This is a genomic window from Bradyrhizobium sp. 2TAF36 (assembly GCF_052114925.1).
GTDB classification, from domain to species: Bacteria; Pseudomonadota; Alphaproteobacteria; order Rhizobiales; family Xanthobacteraceae; genus Bradyrhizobium; species Bradyrhizobium barranii.
The window spans coordinates 49,735-68,413 of sequence record NZ_JBFRFR010000020.1 but is presented as its reverse complement, the minus strand read 5'-3'; the positions used below and the strand labels follow the sequence as shown (position 1 = coordinate 68,413).

16 protein-coding genes are annotated in these 18,679 nt (G+C 65.6%); 6 read left to right on the top strand and 10 right to left on the bottom strand.

All coding sequences use genetic code 11. The features are described 5' to 3' along the window. Positions 1 to 45: 45 nt before the first annotated feature. A complete protein-coding gene (locus AB4Z51_RS13575; protein ID WP_071917648.1) occupies positions 46 to 876 on the bottom strand; it encodes a GntR family transcriptional regulator in 831 nt (276 codons plus the stop codon). 169 nt (positions 877 to 1,045) lie between these two features. Between AB4Z51_RS13575 and AB4Z51_RS13570 the strand changes: the two genes are divergently transcribed. Genes AB4Z51_RS13570 through AB4Z51_RS13550 form a run of 5 tightly spaced genes read left to right on the top strand, consistent with a single transcriptional unit; the run spans position 1,046 to position 5,982 of the window. Continuing rightward, complete coding sequence (locus AB4Z51_RS13570; protein WP_244623380.1) at positions 1,046 to 1,981, top strand: hydroxymethylglutaryl-CoA lyase; 936 nt, start codon at positions 1,046 to 1,048, stop codon at positions 1,979 to 1,981. Beyond that, positions 1,978 to 3,198, top strand: coding sequence for a CaiB/BaiF CoA transferase family protein (locus AB4Z51_RS13565; protein WP_085401281.1), 1,221 nt, complete (start codon positions 1,978 to 1,980; stop codon positions 3,196 to 3,198). The genes AB4Z51_RS13570 and AB4Z51_RS13565 overlap by 4 nt, the downstream gene beginning before the upstream one ends. Positions 3,199 to 3,236: 38 nt before the next feature. Continuing rightward, positions 3,237 to 4,283 carry an ABC transporter substrate-binding protein gene (locus tag AB4Z51_RS13560; RefSeq protein WP_085401280.1) on the top strand — a complete coding sequence of 349 codons (1,047 nt, stop codon included), beginning with the start codon at positions 3,237 to 3,239 and terminating at the stop codon, positions 4,281 to 4,283. Then, the gene (locus tag AB4Z51_RS13555) at positions 4,280 to 5,128 is read left to right on the top strand and encodes an ABC transporter ATP-binding protein (RefSeq protein WP_085401279.1); all 849 of its coding nucleotides are present in this window, start codon (positions 4,280 to 4,282) and stop codon (positions 5,126 to 5,128) included. Before AB4Z51_RS13560 ends, AB4Z51_RS13555 begins: the two co-directional genes overlap by 4 nt. A 2-nt stretch (positions 5,129 to 5,130) precedes the next feature. Then, positions 5,131 to 5,982, top strand: coding sequence for an ABC transporter permease (locus AB4Z51_RS13550; RefSeq protein ID WP_166353707.1), 852 nt, complete (start codon positions 5,131 to 5,133; stop codon positions 5,980 to 5,982). A 40-nt stretch (positions 5,983 to 6,022) separates the two neighbouring features. Here AB4Z51_RS13550 and AB4Z51_RS13545 read toward each other — a convergent pair whose 3' ends face one another. From AB4Z51_RS13545 to AB4Z51_RS13510, 8 genes are all read right to left on the bottom strand, one after another. Next, positions 6,023 to 7,270 carry a class I SAM-dependent RNA methyltransferase gene (locus AB4Z51_RS13545; RefSeq protein ID WP_441497563.1) on the bottom strand — a complete coding sequence of 416 codons (1,248 nt, stop codon included), beginning with the start codon at positions 7,268 to 7,270 and terminating at the stop codon, positions 6,023 to 6,025. After that, on the bottom strand, positions 7,263 to 7,997 hold the full coding sequence (locus tag AB4Z51_RS13540; protein ID WP_085401276.1) for a TlyA family RNA methyltransferase: 735 nt from the start codon (positions 7,995 to 7,997) through the stop codon (positions 7,263 to 7,265). The genes AB4Z51_RS13545 and AB4Z51_RS13540 overlap by 8 nt, the downstream gene beginning before the upstream one ends. A 34-nt stretch (positions 7,998 to 8,031) precedes the next feature. After that, entirely contained in the window at positions 8,032 to 8,586 is a 555-nt protein-coding gene (locus tag AB4Z51_RS13535) for a nucleoside 2-deoxyribosyltransferase (protein ID WP_085401275.1), read from the bottom strand. Between the two features lie 37 nt (positions 8,587 to 8,623). Continuing rightward, positions 8,624 to 10,552, bottom strand: coding sequence for a 1-deoxy-D-xylulose-5-phosphate synthase (dxs, locus tag AB4Z51_RS13530; RefSeq protein WP_028148183.1), 1,929 nt, complete (start codon positions 10,550 to 10,552; stop codon positions 8,624 to 8,626). Positions 10,553 to 11,141: 589 nt separating this feature from the next. Continuing rightward, on the bottom strand, positions 11,142 to 11,393 hold the full coding sequence (locus AB4Z51_RS13525) for an exodeoxyribonuclease VII small subunit (RefSeq protein WP_008132970.1): 252 nt from the start codon (positions 11,391 to 11,393) through the stop codon (positions 11,142 to 11,144). A 68-nt stretch (positions 11,394 to 11,461) separates the two neighbouring features. Continuing rightward, positions 11,462 to 12,391: a histone deacetylase family protein gene (locus AB4Z51_RS13520; protein ID WP_085401274.1), complete on the bottom strand. Its 930-nt coding sequence runs from the start codon at positions 12,389 to 12,391 to the stop codon at positions 11,462 to 11,464. 135 nt (positions 12,392 to 12,526) lie between these two features. Next, positions 12,527 to 14,182: a bifunctional metallophosphatase/5'-nucleotidase gene (locus tag AB4Z51_RS13515; protein WP_085401273.1), complete on the bottom strand. Its 1,656-nt coding sequence runs from the start codon at positions 14,180 to 14,182 to the stop codon at positions 12,527 to 12,529. A 178-nt stretch (positions 14,183 to 14,360) separates the two neighbouring features. Continuing rightward, on the bottom strand, positions 14,361 to 15,116 hold the full coding sequence (locus AB4Z51_RS13510; protein ID WP_028148179.1) for an enoyl-CoA hydratase-related protein: 756 nt from the start codon (positions 15,114 to 15,116) through the stop codon (positions 14,361 to 14,363). A gap of 302 nt (positions 15,117 to 15,418) precedes the next feature. On the opposite strand from AB4Z51_RS13510, the gene AB4Z51_RS13505 reads away from it, so the two are divergent. Continuing rightward, positions 15,419 to 16,654: an MFS transporter gene (locus AB4Z51_RS13505; RefSeq protein WP_085401272.1), complete on the top strand. Its 1,236-nt coding sequence runs from the start codon at positions 15,419 to 15,421 to the stop codon at positions 16,652 to 16,654. Between the two features lie 6 nt (positions 16,655 to 16,660). On the opposite strand, the gene AB4Z51_RS13500 is transcribed toward AB4Z51_RS13505, so the two are convergent. Then, entirely contained in the window at positions 16,661 to 18,439 is a 1,779-nt protein-coding gene (locus AB4Z51_RS13500) for an acyl-CoA dehydrogenase (RefSeq protein ID WP_085401271.1), read from the bottom strand. Positions 18,440 to 18,679: the final 240 nt, after the last annotated feature.

Here is an 18,679-nt window from a genome sequence, read left to right as displayed (position 1 = left end):
CTCACACGTCCGTTTCGCCGCCCGCTTGACCGCGGCCGCGTTGGCCTACGACAAGCCGGCCACCAGCGGGCGTTGCAGGTGCTTCGCCATCAGCTCTGCCGCCTCGGCGTAACGCCGCGTTTCCAGAACCTCGAGCAGGCGCAAATGCTCGCGCACGTGCCGCCGCATACCGTCGCGGTCGGCGAAGCTGCGATAGGCGAACAGGCGTCTGATTGAATTCACGCGCCGGAGCGATTCAAGAAAGAAGGGATTGCCGGCGCCGCGAATGATCTCCTCATGGAATTCGCAACCGGAAAGAAAGACCTCGCCGATCGTCATCTTCTCGAGCTCGCCTTCGAACACGCGCAGCTGGCGCTCGCGCAAGCGTGCAATCACCTCCTGCGGCAGCGCAAAGCCGGGCTGGGCGATTGCCGCAGGTTCGATCACCGCGCGAAACGCCATGGCCTTGGCGTGAGCTTCGGGGTTCGAGACCGTCTCCGCGAAGCGCCAGCCATAGCCCGGCAGGCGTGCAATCCAGCCCTCGGCAGCGATCCGGTCAAGCAGCCGCTGCAACTCGGCCCGGCTGAGGCCATAGCGGCGCATCAGCTCCGCCTCGGTGACGTCAGCCGGCAGTCGGCTTGCGAGCACGTCGCCTGCGATGGACGTATAAACCTGTTCGCTGCGCCTGACCGCCGCGAGGGCTGGCTGGGCTGCGCCGCTGGTCGGATGCTTGGCCAGCACGAACCCGCGATGTGGCTCGCCGCGCGCGAGCCCTGCCGCTTCCAGAGCCTTGAGGCCGAGCCGGATCGGCGCGCGTGAAAGATCGAGCGCATCGGCAAGCCGCTGTTCGATCAAGCGATCGCCAGCCTTCATGCCTTCGCGTCGGGCGAGCGCCATGATCAGCCCGGCGAGGTGCTCAGCGCGCTCGGAACCGCCTTTGCTTGAAGCGGGCGGTCGGGAATTGTCGGAGGCGGTCATTGCAGTGCACGCGGATTTTGAGCTTGACAGATTGTCCCACGGATTGTTCTTTTACGCAATAATATACAATCGAACCAGGGAGAGCCTGATGGCGCATGCGCCGGATGTCCTGATTTGCGAGGTCGGCCCCCGCGATGGACTGCAAAACCTGGACGTGTTCGTTCCCACCGAAGCCAAATGCGCGCTGATTGATACGATCGCCGCCGCCGGCATGCGCGAGATCGACGCGGGATCCTTCGTGCCGCCGAAGGTCGTGCCGCAATTCGCCGATGTCGATGCGGTGATGGCGCACGCGCTCGCGCACAGGACCGCGACCATCGGTGCACTTGTGCCGAACGTGAAGGGCGCCGAGCGCGCCATCGCCGCCGGTGTCGACGCCGTCTACTTCGTCATCTCCGCCAGCGAGACGCACAACCGCGCCAATGTGCGCCGCTCGATCGAAGAGCAGCTCGACGGGTTTCGCGCGGTCCGCGCCGCGATCGACGCCTCTCCGGCGGGCCGGCGGCCGCACCTGATGGGCGCGATCGCCACCTCCTTCGGCTGCTCGCTGGAGGGCGAGGTGAGCGAAGCGGCGGTGTGCCGGGTCGCGCGCGCCTTTGCCGAGGCCGGTGCCGACGAGATCGGGCTCGCCGACACCGTCGGCTACGCCACCCCGAAACTGGTCAGGCAGATCGTCGAAGCCGTCAGGCGTGAAGTCGGATTGCAGATGACGCTGCGGCTGCATCTGCACGACACGCTCGGTGCTGGCCTCGCCAATGCCGTCGCCGGCCTCGACGCCGGGATCCGGCGTTTCGACGCCGCGGTATCAGGACTTGGCGGCTGTCCGTTCGCGCCTGGTGCCCGTGGCAACATCGTCACCGAGGATCTCGTGTTCATGCTGGAACGCATGGGACTTTCGACCGGCATCGACCTCGATCGCCTGATGCAGACGCGCGAGATTCTGGCCCGCCATATCCCGGCAAAACATCTGACCGGGCACCTGCACGAGGCCGGAATTCCCAAGGTGCTGCGGAGGGCGGCATGACGGCGGCGGCGCCCGAGGCGGCAACGGAGCTCCGTCCGCTCGCCGGCCTTCGGGTCATCGAGTTCAGCCAGATGGTGATGGGGCCGAGCTGCGGCTTGATCCTCGCCGATCTCGGCGCCGACGTGATCAAGGTCGAGCCGCCCAAGGGCGACCGCACCCGCTACTTCAAGGGACCGGCTGCCGGCTTCTTCGCCACCTACAGCCGCAACAAGCGCAGCATCGCGCTGGATACGTCGACCGCGGAAGGCCAGACCATCGCGCGGCGGCTGATCGAGAGCAGCGACGTCCTGATCGAGAATTTCCGACCCGGCCTGCTGAAGCGGATCGGTCTCGACTACGAGTCGGTTGCCGCTTTTGCGCCACGCCTGATCTACTGCTCGCTCAAAGGCTATTTGCCCGGCCCCTACGAGAATCGCCTCGCGCTCGACGAGGTCGTGCAGATGATGGGCGGCCTTGCCTACATGACGGGCCTGCCGGACCGGCCGATGCGCGCCGGCGCCTCGGTCAACGACATCATGGGTGGCATGTTCGGCGTGATCGCGATCCAGGCTGCGCTGGCCGAGCGGCAGCGCACCGGCCGCGGTCGCTACATCCAGAGCGCGCTCTACGAGAACAACGTGTTCCTGATGGCGCAGGCCATGATGTGCGAGGTGGTCAGCGGCCAGCCCTCGATCCCCTATTCGATCAAGGACAGCCCCTGGCCGGTCTACGATCTCTTCGACACCAGGGACGGCTCGAAGCTGTTCGTCACCATCGTCGGTGAAGAGCAGTGGGAGGCGTTCTGCCGCGCCTTCGATCGCGAATCCTGGCTTGCCGATCCGCGCTTTGCGACGAGCAACGACCGCGTCGACCATCGCGGCTGGCTGATTCCGGAGATCGCGAAGATCTTCAAGCAATGGGACAAGGCCGATCTCGCGGCGCGCCTCGAGCAGCTCGATCTGCCCTACGCGCCGGTGAACAAGCCCGGCGATCTCTTCGACGACCCGCATCTGAACCAGTCGGGCGGGCTGACCAACATTCACCTGCCTGACGGCGGCGAGGCAAAAACGCCGCTGTTGCCGATCTCCATGGACGGCCGCCGGCTGCCCAACCGCTACGATCCGCCGCAGATCGGCGAGCAGACGCGCGAGATCCTGGGTGAGATCGGCGTTTCGTCGAGCGAAATCGAAACGCTGCGAAAGGCAGGAACCATTCGGATCGCGCCTGGGCCGTCCTGACGAACGGATCGATCAAACAAGAATCAACGGAGGAGCACATGAACATCACCAGGCGCCAGGCGCTGATCGCGGGCTCCACATTGGCCGGCGCGTCGATGCTGCCCGGGCAGCTCCGCGCCGAGACCAAGCAGGTATCGCTCGCCTTCGGGCCGGTGTCGCCGGTCTACGCCATCGGCATGATTGCCGAGCTGAAGGGTTACTTCAGGGACGAAGGTCTCGACTCCAAGCTCGTCACCGGTAACGCCGGCACGTTCGGCCGTCAGACGCTGGCGGCGGGACAAGCCGTGTTCGCGCATGGCGATGCCAGCCACCCGCTCCAGCTCAGTGCGCGCGGCAAGCCCTGCAAGATCCTGCTCGCGACGGAGATGGTGTGCTCCTACGCCAACATCGTGGTCCGGCAGGACCTTTACGACGGCGGTATCAATTCGGTCGAGAAGCTCGCGGAGCACAAACGGCCTGACGGCGCCAAGCCGATCGTCGCGGCCACCGCGATCGGGTCGGGCACCTGGGTGTTCGGCACCTATGTGTTCGAAACGCGCGGGCTCGGCGACAGGGTGAACTGGGTCGCCGGCGGCGGGCCCAACACGATGTTTCCGTCGCTGCAGACCAAGCAGTTCGACGCAATCATGGCGCCGCCAAGCTGGATCGTCGAGGTCGAGAAGAAGGGCTTTGGCAGGACGATCTACGACACCTCCAAGCCCGGCGTATTCGAGAAGGATTTCGGCGGAACGCTGCCCGTGCTGGTGATCTACACGCTCCAGGACACGATCGAGCAGGACAAGGCGACGGTGCAGGCCTATGTGAATGCGATCCACCGCGCGATGGCTTTCGTGAAGGCGACGCCGCTCGCGGACGTGCAGGCACTGGTCACGCCGAAATATTTCTCGGGCATCGACCCCGATGCGGTCAGCGCCGAGCTCGGCTTCGACAAATCGACCTGGGCCTATGACGGCGTCATCGACAAGTCCTCGTTCGAACGCGGAGCCAAGCCCTGGTACCGCAAGGGAACGGATATTCCCGAGACGAAATACGAGGATGTCGTCGACATGAGCTTCCTCCAGGCGGCCAGAGCGAAATACAAATGATCGCCGCGCCAAGCCCGGGATTCGCGCTCGCGCGAGACGAGGTTGAGAGAGCGGAGACGCGAACCCGCATCGCGGTGCGAGGTCTCGCCAAGCGCTTCAACGCGTCGGGCCGCGAGTTCGTGGCGGTCGATGACGTTTCCTTCGAGGTCAAGCAGGGCGAGTTCGTCGCGCTGCTCGGTCCGTCCGGCTGCGGCAAGAGCACCATTCTCAACATGGTCGCGGGGCTATTGCCGCGCTCAGGCGGACGCATCCTGATCGATGAGGACATGGTTGAGACCGGTAAGGTCAACCCCAGGGTCGGCTATGTCTTCCAGCGCGACACACTGTTTCCCTGGCGAACCGTGGAGCAGAACATCGGCTATGGGCTGGAGATCGCGGGGCTGCGAAGGACCGAGCGCGCCGGGCGCGTCGCTTCGGCCGTCGAGAAGGCCGGGCTCTCCAGCTTTGCACAAAGCTTCCCCAGCACGCTGTCCGGCGGCATGCGCCAGCGCGTCGCCTTGATGCGCACGCTGATCATGGAGCCCGAGATCCTGCTGATGGACGAGCCGTTCGGCGCGCTCGACACCCACACCAAGCTCGAGATGCACAAGACGCTGCTGGAGATATGGGAACGCGAGCGGCAGACCGTGCTGTTCGTGACCCACGATCTCGGCGAGGCCTTGACCTTGGCGAGCCGCATCATCCTGCTCTCGGCGCGGCCCGGGAGGCTCAAGGAAGATTTCGACGTCGCGATCCCGCGGCCGCGCGATCCCGTGGACGTCCGCGAGACCGCCGAATTCGGCCGCCTCTACTCTCACATCTGGCATTCCCTCGGCGAAGAATTCCGCCGCACCAGGGCCGAATGATCATGTCCAACAGCCGTAGCGCCGTCCTGTTCTGGCAAGTGGCCATTCTCGTGGTGGTTCTCGTCGTCTGGCAGTGGGGCTTCGAATGGAGCAAGGCGCTGTTGCCGAAGGCCTATGTGCCGAAAATCCTCGATCCGTATTTCGTCGCCAAGCCGTCGTTGATCTGGCAGAGCTTCCTGCGGCTCGGCTGCTTTGCCGATCCCGCCGGCTTCGCCGCCTGCATCAACGGCAACGACAACAATCTGTGGCTCGCCACGCTCGTCACGCTGAAGAACACCTGGTGGGGTTTTCTTTTCGGGTCCGCGAGCGGAATCGCGGCCGGCCTGGTCCTCGGCCGTTCGGACTTCCTGGCCCGCGTGTTCGGGCCCTATGTCGTGGCGCTCAACTCGATACCGCGCATCGCGCTGGTACCGCTCGTCATCCTGATCTTCGGCCTCGGCGATCTCTCCAAGATCGCCACTGCCTGGCTCGTCGTGTTCTTCGTGGTGTTCTTCAACACCTTCGAGGGAACGCGTGCGGTCGACCGCGACCAGATCGCCGCTGCCCGTCTGCTCGGCGCCAGCGAATTCATCGTGCTGCGCACGGTCGTGATCCCTTCCGCACTGGCCTGGGTGTTCGCGTCGCTGTTGCCGGCGGTGTCTTTTGCGCTGATCGGCGTCATCGTTGGTGAGTTCATCGGCGCCGAGCGCGGGCTCGGCAAGCTCATCATCGAAGCCGAGGCGCGCGCCAATGCCAGCGAGATGATGGTCGCCATCTTCGTCATGATGTTCGTCGGAATCCTGTTGGCGATCGCGGTGCGCTCGCTGCAGTCCTACTTGCTGCGATGGCAGCCGCAATTCGAACCGTCGGCATAGCAGTCTGGAAGGGTTCGGACGGTGAGCGGCAGGTAGCGCGTCAGCGCGTGAACCGCGCCACCAATTCCACATGCGGCGTGTGGCGGAACTGATCGACCGGGACAACGGTCTCGATCCTGTAGCCGCCGTCGATGAGGAGCCGGGCGTCGCGAGTGAAGGTTGCGGCGTTGCACGACACCGCGATCACGACGGGTACCTTGCTCGCAGCGAGTTTCAGCGCCTGCGCCTGCGCGCCCTGGCGCGGCGGGTCGAACACCACGGCGTCGAAGTCGCGCAGCTCCGGCGGCACCAGCGGGCGGCGGAACAGGTCGCGCGGTTCGGCCTTGATCGGTTTCAGCCCTGGTGTGCGCGCAGYCTTCACGAGCGCGGCGACGGCGCCGGCGTCGTTGTCATAGGCGGTGACGCGCGCCTTCTCGGCGAGCCTCAAGGCAAACGGGCCGACGCCGCAGAAGAGGTCGAGAACCTCCTTGGCCTTGCCGACACGCTCGGCGACGAGCGACGCCAGCGTCTCCTCGCCCGCGACCGTTGCCTGCAGGAACGAGCCCGGCGGCAGCGTCACCTCGGCGCGGCCCATCCGTACCGTCGGCGGCAAGCGTTGCAGCACCAGTTCGCCGTGCCGCGTCAGCCGCGCCAGCCGATGCAGCTCCGCAACGCGCGAGAGCGCCGTGACCAGCGCCGTCGGCAGCGGGCCGGAGCCGCGCACGTCGACATCGAGGCCGTTGGCGGTCGCGGTGACCTGGATGTCCAGCGGCTTCGTCGCCGCCATTCTGGACATCAGGGATTCGGCAAGCGCCCAGGCGGCATCGAGCGCACCCTCGAGCCCGGGATCGAGGATCGGGCAGCGATGGATCGGGATGACGTCGTGCGAGCTCGCCGCCGAGAAGCCGACCTTGAGGACGTCATGCGTGCCGAACCGGCCGTGCAGCGTGACGCGCCGGCGCCCCGCGCCATGGGCATCGACCAGCGGCGCCACCTCGCAATCGATGCCGGCCTGCGCCAGCGTCTCGACCACGATGCCGCGCTTCCACGCGTGATAGGGCTCAGCCGCCCAGTGCTGGATGGCGCAGCCGCCGCAGACGCCGAAATGCGGACAGAACGGCTCGATGCGATCGGGGCTGGCGACATCGACCGCGAGCAGCTTGCGGCGGTCGGGATGGCTGCCGGCGACGTGGTCGACCTCGACGGTCTCGCCGCCAAGCGTGTAGGGCACATAGACGGCATCGCCCGCTGCGAGCGAGACGCCGTCGCCGCGATGGCCGACGTGATCGATCCTCACGCGCTCAACCACGGCGCGCGCCCAGGAAGAATTCGATATTGCCGTCACCGCCGGTGATCTGGGAGGGGAACACCTCGATGTCGGTGCAACCGAGCGAAGCGGCAAAGACCGCGATGTCGTCGCAGATCTCCTGATGCACGGCGGCGTCGCGGATGATGCCCTTCTTGTTGTGCTTCCTGTCAGCCTCGAATTGCGGCTTGATCAGTGCCAGTAGGCTCATCGGCGCGGCTGCCAGTGACAGCGCCACGGGCAGCACCGTCTTGAGCGAGATGAAGCTGACGTCGATGACGACGACGTCGGGCCGCGCCGGCAGCCGTTTGCCGTCATAGCTGCGGATGTCGGTCTCCTCCATCGACACGATTTTGGGATGGTCGCGCAGCGAGGGATGCAGCTGGCTGGTGCCGACATCGATGGCGAACACCAGGCTGGCGCCGTTCGCCAGCAGCACCTCGGTGAAACCGCCGGTGGAGGCGCCGACATCGAGGCAGACATGGTCCTCGATCTCGATGGGGTAGCGCTCCAGCGCGCCGGCCAGCTTGACGCCGCCGCGCGACACATAAGGATGCGCAGGCTCGGCCACGATCACCGCGTCCTCGGCGATCGTCTCCGAGGGTTTGGCGACCTGCTTGTCGTCGGCGGTGACGAGCCCGGCCTCGATCGCCGCGCGCGCCCGCGCCCGGCTCTCGAACAGGCCGCGCTCGACCAGCAGAACATCCGCACGCTTGCGGGCAGGGGACATCGGATCTCCGGAGGCGACTGAAGCGTCGAAGCGTCTATGTAGCGATCAATCGCGCGGCCGCCATCCGGACGCAAGCCTCGAACGCGGCCAGATCGTGCCAGACGTCGATCGGCATCTGCGCCGGCGTCACCAGCGGGCAGCCGTGCAGCTCCAGCGCATGGATCATCATGAGGTTGTCGACGAGGCCAAAATCCTCGACCGTCAGCCCCTGTGCATCGACCAGCCGTCCGTCCTCGGAGGTCACGTCCATGAAGCGGCCGACGCGGTCGGCATAGACGGCGCCGTCGTTGGAATAGGCCAGGCAAAACTTGCGGCGGCCGGCCATGTAGCCGAGCTCATAGACGGTGCCGGGGTCGGCGCCGGCACCGCGGAACGGGGTGAGGTTGGCGATGATGGCATCGGCTTCGTCCATCATCGCCTCGTTGCCGCAAAAGATCTGCCGCGAGGCGTCGGGCGAGGTGAGATCGATGGCGTTGTCGAGGGGATAGAGGCCGGTGAGCCCGTGCGCCGCGCAGATCGCAGCCTTTTGCCGGCCGATCTCAACCGCATCCGGCAGGAACACGTCGGGCCCTGCCAGATAGATTTTCATGAAGGTCGCGCTGGTTCGCGAAGGTCGAAGCTCGCCGTCAGGCGAGCTTGACCGTCTCGGTCTTGACGTCCTTGCCCAGCGCCTCGAACACCTTGGCGACGATGCCCTTGGCGTCGAGACCGGCACGGCCGTACATCGCGGCCGGCGTGTCGTGGTCCTGGAACACGTCGGGCAGCACCATCGAGCGGAACTTGACCATGCCGCCGTCGAGCGCGCCCTGATCGGTCAGGTACTGCGCGACATGCGAGCCGAAGCCGCCGACCGAGCCTTCCTCGATCGTGATCAGGATCTCGTGGTCGCGGGCGAGCTTGAGAACCAGCTCGGTGTCGAGCGGCTTCATGAAGCGCGCATCGGCGATCGAGGTGGAGAGGCCGTGGGCGGCGAGTTCGTCGGCCGCCTTCTCGCATTCGGCGAGGCGCGTACCGAAGGAGAGCAAGGCGATCTTGCTGCCTTGGCGAATCATGCGGCCCTTGCCGACCTCGAGCGGAACGCCGACTTCGGGCATCTCGATGCCGCGGCCTTCGCCGCGCGGATAGCGCAGCGAGCTCGGACGGTCGTCGATCGCGACCTGGGTCGCCACCATGTGCACGAGCTCGGCTTCGTCGGCTGCGGCCATGATCACCATGTTCGGCAGGCAGCCGAGATAGGCGTTGTCGAACGAGCCAGCATGCGTCGCGCCGTCGGCGCCGACGAGGCCGGCGCGGTCGATGGCGAAGCGGACGGGCAGGTTCTGGATCGCGACGTCATGCACGATCTGGTCGTAGCCGCGCTGCAGGAAGGTCGAGTAGATCGCGCAGAACGGCTTGTAGCCCTCGCTCGCAAGACCGGCGGCGAACGTCACCGCGTGCTGCTCGGCGATGCCGACGTCGAAGGTGCGGTCGGGGAAGGCCTTGTTGAAGATGTCGACGCCGGTGCCCGACGGCATCGCCGCGGTGATGGCGACGATCTTGTCGTCCTTCTGCGCTTCCTTGACGAGGCTCTGGCCGAACACGTTCTGGTAGGCCGGCGCATTCGGCTTGGCCTTGGCCTGGGTGCCGGTCGCGACGTCGAACTTGACGACCGCGTGATACTTGTCGGCGGAAGCTTCCGCCGGGCCGTAGCCCTTGCCCTTCTGGGTCACGACGTGGACCAAGATCGGGCCGGTCTCCATGTCGCGCACGTTCTTCAGCACGGGCAGCAGATGGTCGAGGTTATGACCGTCGATCGGGCCGACGTAATAGAAGCCGAGCTCCTCGAACAGCGTGCCGCCGTCCATCATGAAGCCGCGCGAATATTCCTCGACGCGGTTGGCGCGGTTGGCGATGATCTTGGGCAGGCGCTTGTTGATCTGCTTGGCCGCATCGCGCAGCGTGCGATAGGTCTTGCCGGAGTAGAGGCGCGACAGATAGGCGCTCATGGCGCCGACCGGCGGCGCGATCGACATGTCGTTGTCGTTGAGGATCACGATCAGGCGCGAGTTCATGGCGCCGGCGTTGTTCATGGCTTCATAGGCCATGCCGGCTGACATCGCGCCGTCACCGATGACGGCGATAACGTTGTTCTTGCCGCCGGAAAGGTCGCGCGCGACCGCCATGCCGAGGCCGGCGGAAATCGAGGTCGAGGAATGCGCCGCGCCGAACGGATCGTAATCGCTCTCGCTGCGCTTGGTGAAGCCGGACAGGCCGCCGCCGGTGCGCAGCGTGCGGATGCGGTCGCGCCGGCCGGTGAGGATCTTGTGCGGATAGGCCTGATGGCCGACGTCCCAGATCAGCCGGTCGCGCGGCGTGTCGAAGACATAATGGATCGCGGTGGTGAGCTCGACCACGCCGAGGCCGGCGCCGAAGTGACCGCCGGTCACCGAGACGGCATCGATGGTCTCTTGCCGCAGCTCGTCGGCGACCTGGCGAACCTGCTCGATCTTGAGCTTGCGCAGGTCATCCGGCGTATGGATGGTGTCGAGAAGCGGCGTTTTACTGTATGCGTTCACGGCGATTTCCAATTTGTCAGCGCCGGAAGATCGTTCCGGTGCGCGATGGGTTTGCACAATATCGGCGCAGCGCGAGTCCTTAAACCGTCGGAGCCACCTGCATGGGGCAGGGCCCCGTCTTCAAGCTTAGGTGAGCCTAGGTGCGCTCCGGTTCAGTCCCTGTGATCCCTGTCACTTAGATCGGCTTCGTCCGTCCCAGCCAATTTCATTAGCAGTTTGAAGCGCTTGTCGTCGGTAATTTGTGCCCACGCAAGGCTTGCAAAAAGCCACACTCCGCGCAGCTTTACACCAAAGCTTGGGCCAAAGCCAACCCGCAGGGTCGTTTAGGGGTATGCACCTGCAACCCGCGGGCCAGCTTGGTTAATCTTGGCGCCGGCGGATGGGTTCCAGTCTTGCCCGGTTCCTCGCCTGCATTTTGGGCGAGAGGAAGGCCGTTTTGGCCAGATTCGCGAGCCCGAGAGGCCCTGGCCGGGGGAACTCTTCGATGTCAGTGCCTGGCCGCCGAGGGCTGTAAGCCCAAACAGCGGCGTGCGATCATGAAAAACTGCAGATGGCCGATGCTTGAGGCGGGCGGCTTGAAACGGGGACCTTACTGCACGTCGAGCGGTGCGGTGCCGGTGGCCTGGCCGCTGGCATCGGTGGTGATCTTGTCGACGCGTGCCTCGGCTTGGCGCAGCAATTCCTCGCAGCGGCGCTTCAGCGCCTCGCCGCGCTCGTAGATCGTCACGGATTCCTCGAGCGGCACCTTGCCGTCCTCGAGCCGCTTCACGATGGTTTCGAGCTCCTCGATGGCGCGTTCGAAGGTGAGCCTGGAGACGTCGACTTGGGTATTTTCGGCCATATCCGTTTCCGATTGCCCGCTTCACGTGAGAAAAAGCGCAGTTTTGCGGGCGTAATGTGGCGGGTGCGTCAAGCGCCCATCAGGGCGCCGACATGCGCCGTAACAGATTCTTTCAATCCTTGCAGGTCATAGCCGCCCTCGAGCACCGAAACAATGCGGCCCCCTGCGGACTTGTCGGCAAGGTCCATCAGCTTGCGCGTGACCCACGTGTAGTCCTCCGCGCGCAAATTCAGCGAGGCCAGCGGATCGCGGTAATGCGCATCGAAGCCCGCGGAGATGACGAGAAGCTCGGGGCTGAATTTTTCGAGGCGCGGCAGGATCAGTTGCTCGAACGCGGCGCGGAATTCTGGTCCGCCGTCTTCGGAAGCGAGCGGCGCATTGACGATGGTGTCGTGGTCGCCGCGCTCGCCCTTCGCGCCGGTACCCGGAAACAGCGGCATCTGATGCGTCGAGCAGTACATCACGGTCTGATCGGACCAGAAGATGTCCTGCGTGCCGTTGCCGTGATGCACGTCGAAATCGACGATGGCGGCGCGCTGGATGCCGTATTTGCGCTGCGCATGACGCGCCGCGATCGCGGCATTGTCGAAGAAGCAGAAGCCCATCGGCTTGCCGATCTCGGCGTGATGTCCGGGCGGGCGCACCGCGACGAAGGCGTTGCGATGCTCGCCATTCATCACCGCTTCGGTCGCAGCCACCGCGCCGCCGACGCCGCGCATCACCGCTTCCCACGTGCCTGGTGACATCGAGGTGTCGCCGTCGATATAGACCTGACCGCTGGTCGGCGCGATGTGGCGCAGCTCGGTGACGTAGTGCTCGTTGTGGCAGAGCGTCACGAGATCGAGATCGCCTTCCGGTGCCAGGTCGCGCGCCAGGAACTGGAAGCGCTCCTGCGACAGCGCTTCCTCCACCGCCCGCAGGCGGTCGGGCCTTTCAGGATGTCCCGGGGGCGTGACGTGGTCGAGGCAGGCCTTGTGGGAGAGGAGAAGCGTGCTCATCAGGTCGGCCTCACAGGGAACGGGCTCTTGACGTCGCTTGGCGCATCCCGAGCCAAAACGCAAATGCAAAAAGCAATCTAAGCGCTTGGGCGGGAATGGCAAAGGGTGGTTCCGGACAAGTCCGTTTGATCCGGATCAATTCACGCGCAGGATGCGGGTGGGCGGCAGCGGACCGATCGGTCCGTGTGCCCTGAAGAAGGCGAACAGCGCGTCCGCGTCGTAGCCGCCATATTGCTGTGCTGTGCCTTGTTTGGCGGCCGTAAAACCGTCGCCGCCGACGGCGAGGTAATCGTTGACGGTGACGCGGTAGCCGCTTCCAGGCTCGATCGGCTTGCCGTTGAGCGTCATCTTCTCAAGGCTGATTCGCTCGCCGAACGGTTTCGTCGCATCCCAAGTGTAGCTGAACCCGTTCGAGACCTGGAGAATCCGCGGGCGCTTCGGATCGAGCCATTGCTGCTCCAGCATGTCCTTGAGCTGGCTGCCCGTGAGCGTCATCGTAACGAGGCGATTGCGGAACGGCTGGCTCGCGAACAGTTCGCCGAACGACACAGCGCCGTTCTCCTTCGGAACAATGTCGGTGCGGATGCCGCCGGGATTGGTGAGCGCGATGACAGCGCTGCCATCCTTGGCGTCCTTCGTCGCGGCGAGCTGCGCGTCCGCGATGACGTCGCCGAGCGCGCTCTCGCCGGCCTCGTTCGGCACGCGCGACAGCGTCTGCGTCACCGATCCGGCCGGGCGATTCGCAATCGGTGCCGACAGCTTGTCATAGGCTTCGATCAACGCGGTCTGTTCGGGATCCTTCGCCAGCGAGGCATTGGCGACGATGACGTTCTCGGCTTTGGCGCTGACGATGTCGCGGGTTACAGGATCGAGCTTGAGGTCTATCGCGGTGACCAGCGTGCCGTATTTGTCGCCGCTGGTGACGAGCCGCCCGTCGATGTCGCAGACATAGGCGCGGTGGGTGTGGCCGCTGACGACGACGTCGACGGCGCGGTCGAATTTCTTGACGATGTCGACGATCGGCCCCGTAATGGCGGGGCATTCATTGTAGTCGCCTGAGGGCTCACCGCCCTGGTGGATCAGCACCACGATTGCCTCGACGCCGCGCGCCTTCAGCTGCGGCACCAGCGCGTTCACCGTCTCGGCCTCGTCGCGGAATTCGAGCCCGGCAATGCCTGAGGGCGAGACGATGCCCGCGGTCTCCTTCAAGGTCAGTCCGATGAAGGCGACGGGGATGCCCTCGAACTCCCTGATCTCGTAGGGCGGCAGTACGCTCTTGCCGGTCGCGGTCTCGATGGTGGAAGCCGCGAGATAATGGAACTTGGCGCCCGTGAAGGGATGCGGCCCCTGGCAGCCGTCGACCGGATGACAGCCGCCGTTCTGCATCCGCAAGAGCTCGGTCTTGCCCTCGTCGAACTCGTGATTGCCGACCGAGGTGATCGCAAGCCCCATCATCGAGAGCGCCTCGACCGAGGGCTCGTCGTGAAACATTGCCGACAGGAACGGGCTCGCGCCGATCAGGTCGCCGGCGGCAACGAAGATCGTGTTTGTATGCCCCTCGCGCAGCTGCTTGACCAGCGTCGCCATGTACTCCGCGCCGCCGGCCACGACCATGACCTTCTTGCTTTTGTCTTCGGGATCATTGATCCGGATGCCGCCCGGCGGCGGACGCAGATTGCCGTGGAAATCGTTGATGGCGAGAATGCGCAGCTCGACCGGCGCCGCGGTTTGGGCCGAGGCGGGGAGGGCGATGGCGAGGGCGGCAAGGAGGAATAGGAAGGCGTATCGCATGGAACAAGTTTAGTCGTTCCCCGCGAAGATTTCACGAACGTTCTCGCTGTCATTCCGGGGCGCGCGTAGCGCGAGCCCGAAATCCATTCATCCACCAACTCTGCCGCACGATGGATTCCGGGCTCGCGACTTCGTCGCGCCCCGGAATGACGACCATTGGCTGGGCGCCGGCCGCCCCCTACCTCTTCTTCCGGTTTGCAAACGCCTTGAACGCGGCAATCGCCTCGTCCGACTTCAACCGCTCGCCGAACAGATGGGCCTCCTGGTCGATGCGGCGGGTGAGCTCCTCGGGCGCGGCGCGCAGCAGCTTGCGCGAGGCCGCGACCGCCTCGGCCGGCAGCCGGCAGATATCGCGCGCCACCTTGCGCGCCTCGACCTCGGTATGTCCCGGCGAGACCACGGTGTTGACGAAGCCTGCCGCGTGCGCCTCCGCGGCGGTGAAAGTCCGCCCCATCACCAGCATCGCGAAGGCGCGCTGGTAGCCCATCGTGTTCGGCATCAGGAGGCTGGCCGCGCCGACCGGAACGAGCCCGAGATGGATATAGGGCGCGGAGAAGGTCGCGGCGTTCGAGGCGAGCACATAGTCGCAATGAAACAGCATCACGGTGCCCATGCCGATCGAGGCGCCATCGACGGCCGCGATGATCGGCTTGACGTTGAGGGCGAGCGAATAGAGAAATTTTGCGCCGTCCGACAGCGTCTCGGAATTCGGTTCGGCCTGCATGAAGTCGTCGATGTCGTCGCCGGCGGTGAATACGCCGGAGCCGCCGGTGATGATCATGCAGCGGATGTCGGGATTGTTCTGCGCGGTGTCGATCGCGCGGCTCATCTCGCGATACATGTCCTGCGTGATCGCGTTCTTCTTGCTCGGGCGGCGCAGGGTGATGACGCGTGTTCCGCGCTCTTCGGTGACGACGATGTTGCCATTCGGCATGAGAGCCCCCTGCGGTCGCCGCGACGCTTGCCTTGGCGAGTCTCGCAAGCCTCAGCCTACATCATCTTGCAGGCGTGCCAATCCGCCCGCTCGACCTTTTCGAGAACGTCCCCGTGAGTTCGCCGCATGGCGCGCTGTCGTTTTTCTGATCGGGAACCGCACCGCACCGGATCATGCCGGTTGTATTGCTTCGCACATGCAGTTGCGCATTCCAACAAATGGCTACAATGTTTCATTTGAAAAACCGGGGGTTGTAGGGCACGATTGCCCAATGCCGGTTCCTTTGGCCGATTGTTCGTTTGATGATTGCCGCAACGGGCGTTGACGAATCCTCGCTGCGTTATCGCGGCTGGCGCGTCGTGCTGGCCTGTTTCCTGATGGCCTTCTTCATGTTCGGCTTCGGCCTCTATGGCCAGGGCGTCTATCTCGCCGAGCTCCAGCGCGCCCATGGCTGGCCGGGCACGCTGGTCTCCGCGGCGAGCACCTTCTCGTTTCTCCTCACCTCCGTGCTCGTCATCTTCACCGACGATCTGCTCGCCCGCATCGGGCTGCGCGCGCTGATCCTGAGCGGCCTGTCGGCGCTCGGCGCTTCGACCGTGCTGCTGGCGCTGATGCAGACGCCCTGGCAGCTTTATCTCGCCTATGCGCTGATGTCGGTCGGCTGGACCGGCATGGGCACCGTGGTGATCGCCACCGTGCTGAACGCCTGGTTCGAACGGCGCCGCGGGCTCGCGCTCAGCCTCGCCTTCAACGGCGCGACCTGCGGCGGCATCGTCCTCGTTCCGCTGTTGTTGTCGCTGACCGGCAGCATCGGCTTCCAGTCCGCCATGCTTGCCGCCACGATGGCGATGGTGGTGCTGGTGCTGCCGGTGGTCGTCATCTTCATCGGCTGGCCGACGCAGATATCGCCGGCATCGGGCGGCCGCTCGTCCGCTGGCATGGCCGCGCCGGCCCATTCCCGCAAGACGCTGCTCGCCAACGCGGCGTTCTGGACCATGGTGCTGCCGATCGCGATCGCGCTGCTGGCACAGATGGGATTCATCATCCACCAGGTGACGTTCCTCGAGCCGCTGATCGGGCGTTATGCCGCAGGCCTTGCGGTCACCATCATGGCGGCGATGGCGGTGGTCGGCCGCCTGTCGCTCGGCCTGTTCGTCGACCGGCTCGATCCGCGGCTCGCCTGTGCGGCGTCGATGACGAGCCAGGCGGTGGCGCTGTTCGTGCTTCTCCAAAGCACGAACCCGACCGTGCTGCTCGTCTGCTGCGCCGTCTACGGCTTCTCGATCGGCAACATGATCACGTTCCCACCCTTGATCATCCAGCGCGAGATCGGTGCTGCCGCCTTTGCCGCCGCAATGGGATTGGGCACGTCGATCAGCGGCGTCGTCAGCGCCTTCGGCCCCGGCATCATCGGCCTCGTGCGGAGTTTCACCGGCAACTACACGAGCGCGTTTGCGATCTGTGTGATGCTCGATCTCGTGGCGGCTGGAATCGTGCTGTGGCGGCCGGGCCGACGCGCGAAGCTTGCGGCGTCGTAGCCACCCTTACCCCAACAACACCGCATCCGCCGCCGCGACCGACTCCGCGCTCTCCGTCACCGTGCGCTCCAGCGCGCCGGCCTGCACCGTGATGTTCTCGGCGAAGAAGCGCGCGAGCGAGACGTAGCGCGCGGCGTCGGTGTTGCCGTCGGACTTGGCGGCGAGCGCCTCGGAGGCCAGCATGCAACCGCCGAGCGTCGAGCCGAACTGCTGGAGGTACGGCGTCGCGCCGGCGAGCGCCTCGTTCGGCGCGGAGGTCACGCGCTCCAGCAGCCACTTGCTGGTGCGCGTCAGCGCCTCCAGCGCCTCGCGCAGCTTGATACCTGTGGTGCCGAAAGCGGGATCGTTGGAGGCTTCGACCTGCTTCACGGTTGCCGAGAGCTCGTCGAGCAGCGCCCACACCGCAGCGCCGCCATTGGCCGCGAGCTTGCGGGTGACGAGATCGATCGCCTGGATGCCGTTGGTGCCCTCGTAGATCGCGGTGATGCGCGCATCGCGGTAGTGCTGCGCGGCGCCGGTCTCCTCAATGAAGCCCATGCCGCCGTGCACCTGCACGCCGAGATAGGCGACCTCGTTGCCGATATCGGTGGAATAGCCCTTGGCCATCGGCGTCAGCAGCGCCGCGCGTGCGGCGGCGTCCGCGCGGACCTTCGGATCCCTGGCGCGCGTGGAGACGTCGATCGCGACCGCGGTCGCATAGCAGATGGTGCGTGCGGCCGCGGTCTGCGCCCGCATCCGCATCAGCATGCGCTTGACGTCGGGATGCACGAAGATCGCGTCCGAACCGTCACCCGTCTTGCCGATGGCGCGGCCCTGCTTGCGCTCCTGCGCATAGGCCAGCGCCTGCTGGTAGGCGCGATCGGCGACGCCGACGCCCTCCAGCCCGACGCCGAGGCGGGCCTGGTTCATCATCGTGAACATGCAGCGCATGCCCTGGTTCTCTTCGCCGACGAGGAAGCCGATCGCGCCGCCATGATCGCCCATGGTCATGGTACAGGTCGGGGAAGCATGCATGCCGAGCTTGTGCTCGACGCCCGACGCATAGATGTCATTGCGCGCGCCGAGCGAGCCGTCGGCATTGACCATGAACTTCGGCACAAGGAACAGCGAGATCCCCTTGGTGCCGGCGGGCGCATCGGGCAGGCGCGCCAGCACGAAATGCACGATATTGTCGGTCATGTCGTGCTCGCCATAGGTGATGAATATCTTCGTCCCCTTAATGCGATAGGTGCCGTCGGCCTGCCGCTCGGCGCGGGTACGCAGCGCGCCGACGTCGGAGCCGGCCTGCGACTCGGTCAGCTGCATCGTGCCGGTCCATTCGCCGGAGACGAGCTTTTCCAGATAGATCTTTTTCAGCTCGTCGCTGCCATGCGCATCCAGCGCCTCCATTGCTGACGCCGTGAGCAGCGGGCAGAGGCCGAAGGCGACGTTGGAGGCGCTCCAGATCTCGGTACAGGCGGCGTTGATCGCGATCGGCAGGCCCTGGCCGCCGAAATCCTCGGGGCCGGAGACCGCGTTCCAGCCGCCCTCGGTCCAGCGCTTGTAGGCGTCCGGCCAGCCCGGCGCAGTCGTGACCTTGCCATCGCTGAGCTTGATGCCGTGCTCGTCGCCGACCTGGTTGAGCGGCGCCAGCACGTCGGTTGCGAACTTGCCGGCTTCCTCCAGCACGGCGCTCACGATGTCGCCGTCGAAATCGCCGTAATGGCCGGCCTCCACGGCAGCCTTGAGGCCGGCGCCATGGTTGAGCGACAGCAGCATGTCTGAGATCGGCGCGCGGTAGGTCATGGCTCACTCCCGTGGACAGGTATTGGCGCCGTATTCCCATGAAACGGGGGAGGTCTCAACTGCCCGAACGCCGGGACTGCGCCGGCCCGGAACGGCGCCGCCGCCGGGCTAATAATAAAGGGTGGCACGGCCAGCGCCGGCCCCGGTCCTGGACCTCAGGTATTTTGCCCTTCCAGGCGGTTGAAATGCCGCGCCGCTCCCTATAGACCGGCTGCGACCAGCGGGAATCTGCGGTAGCCG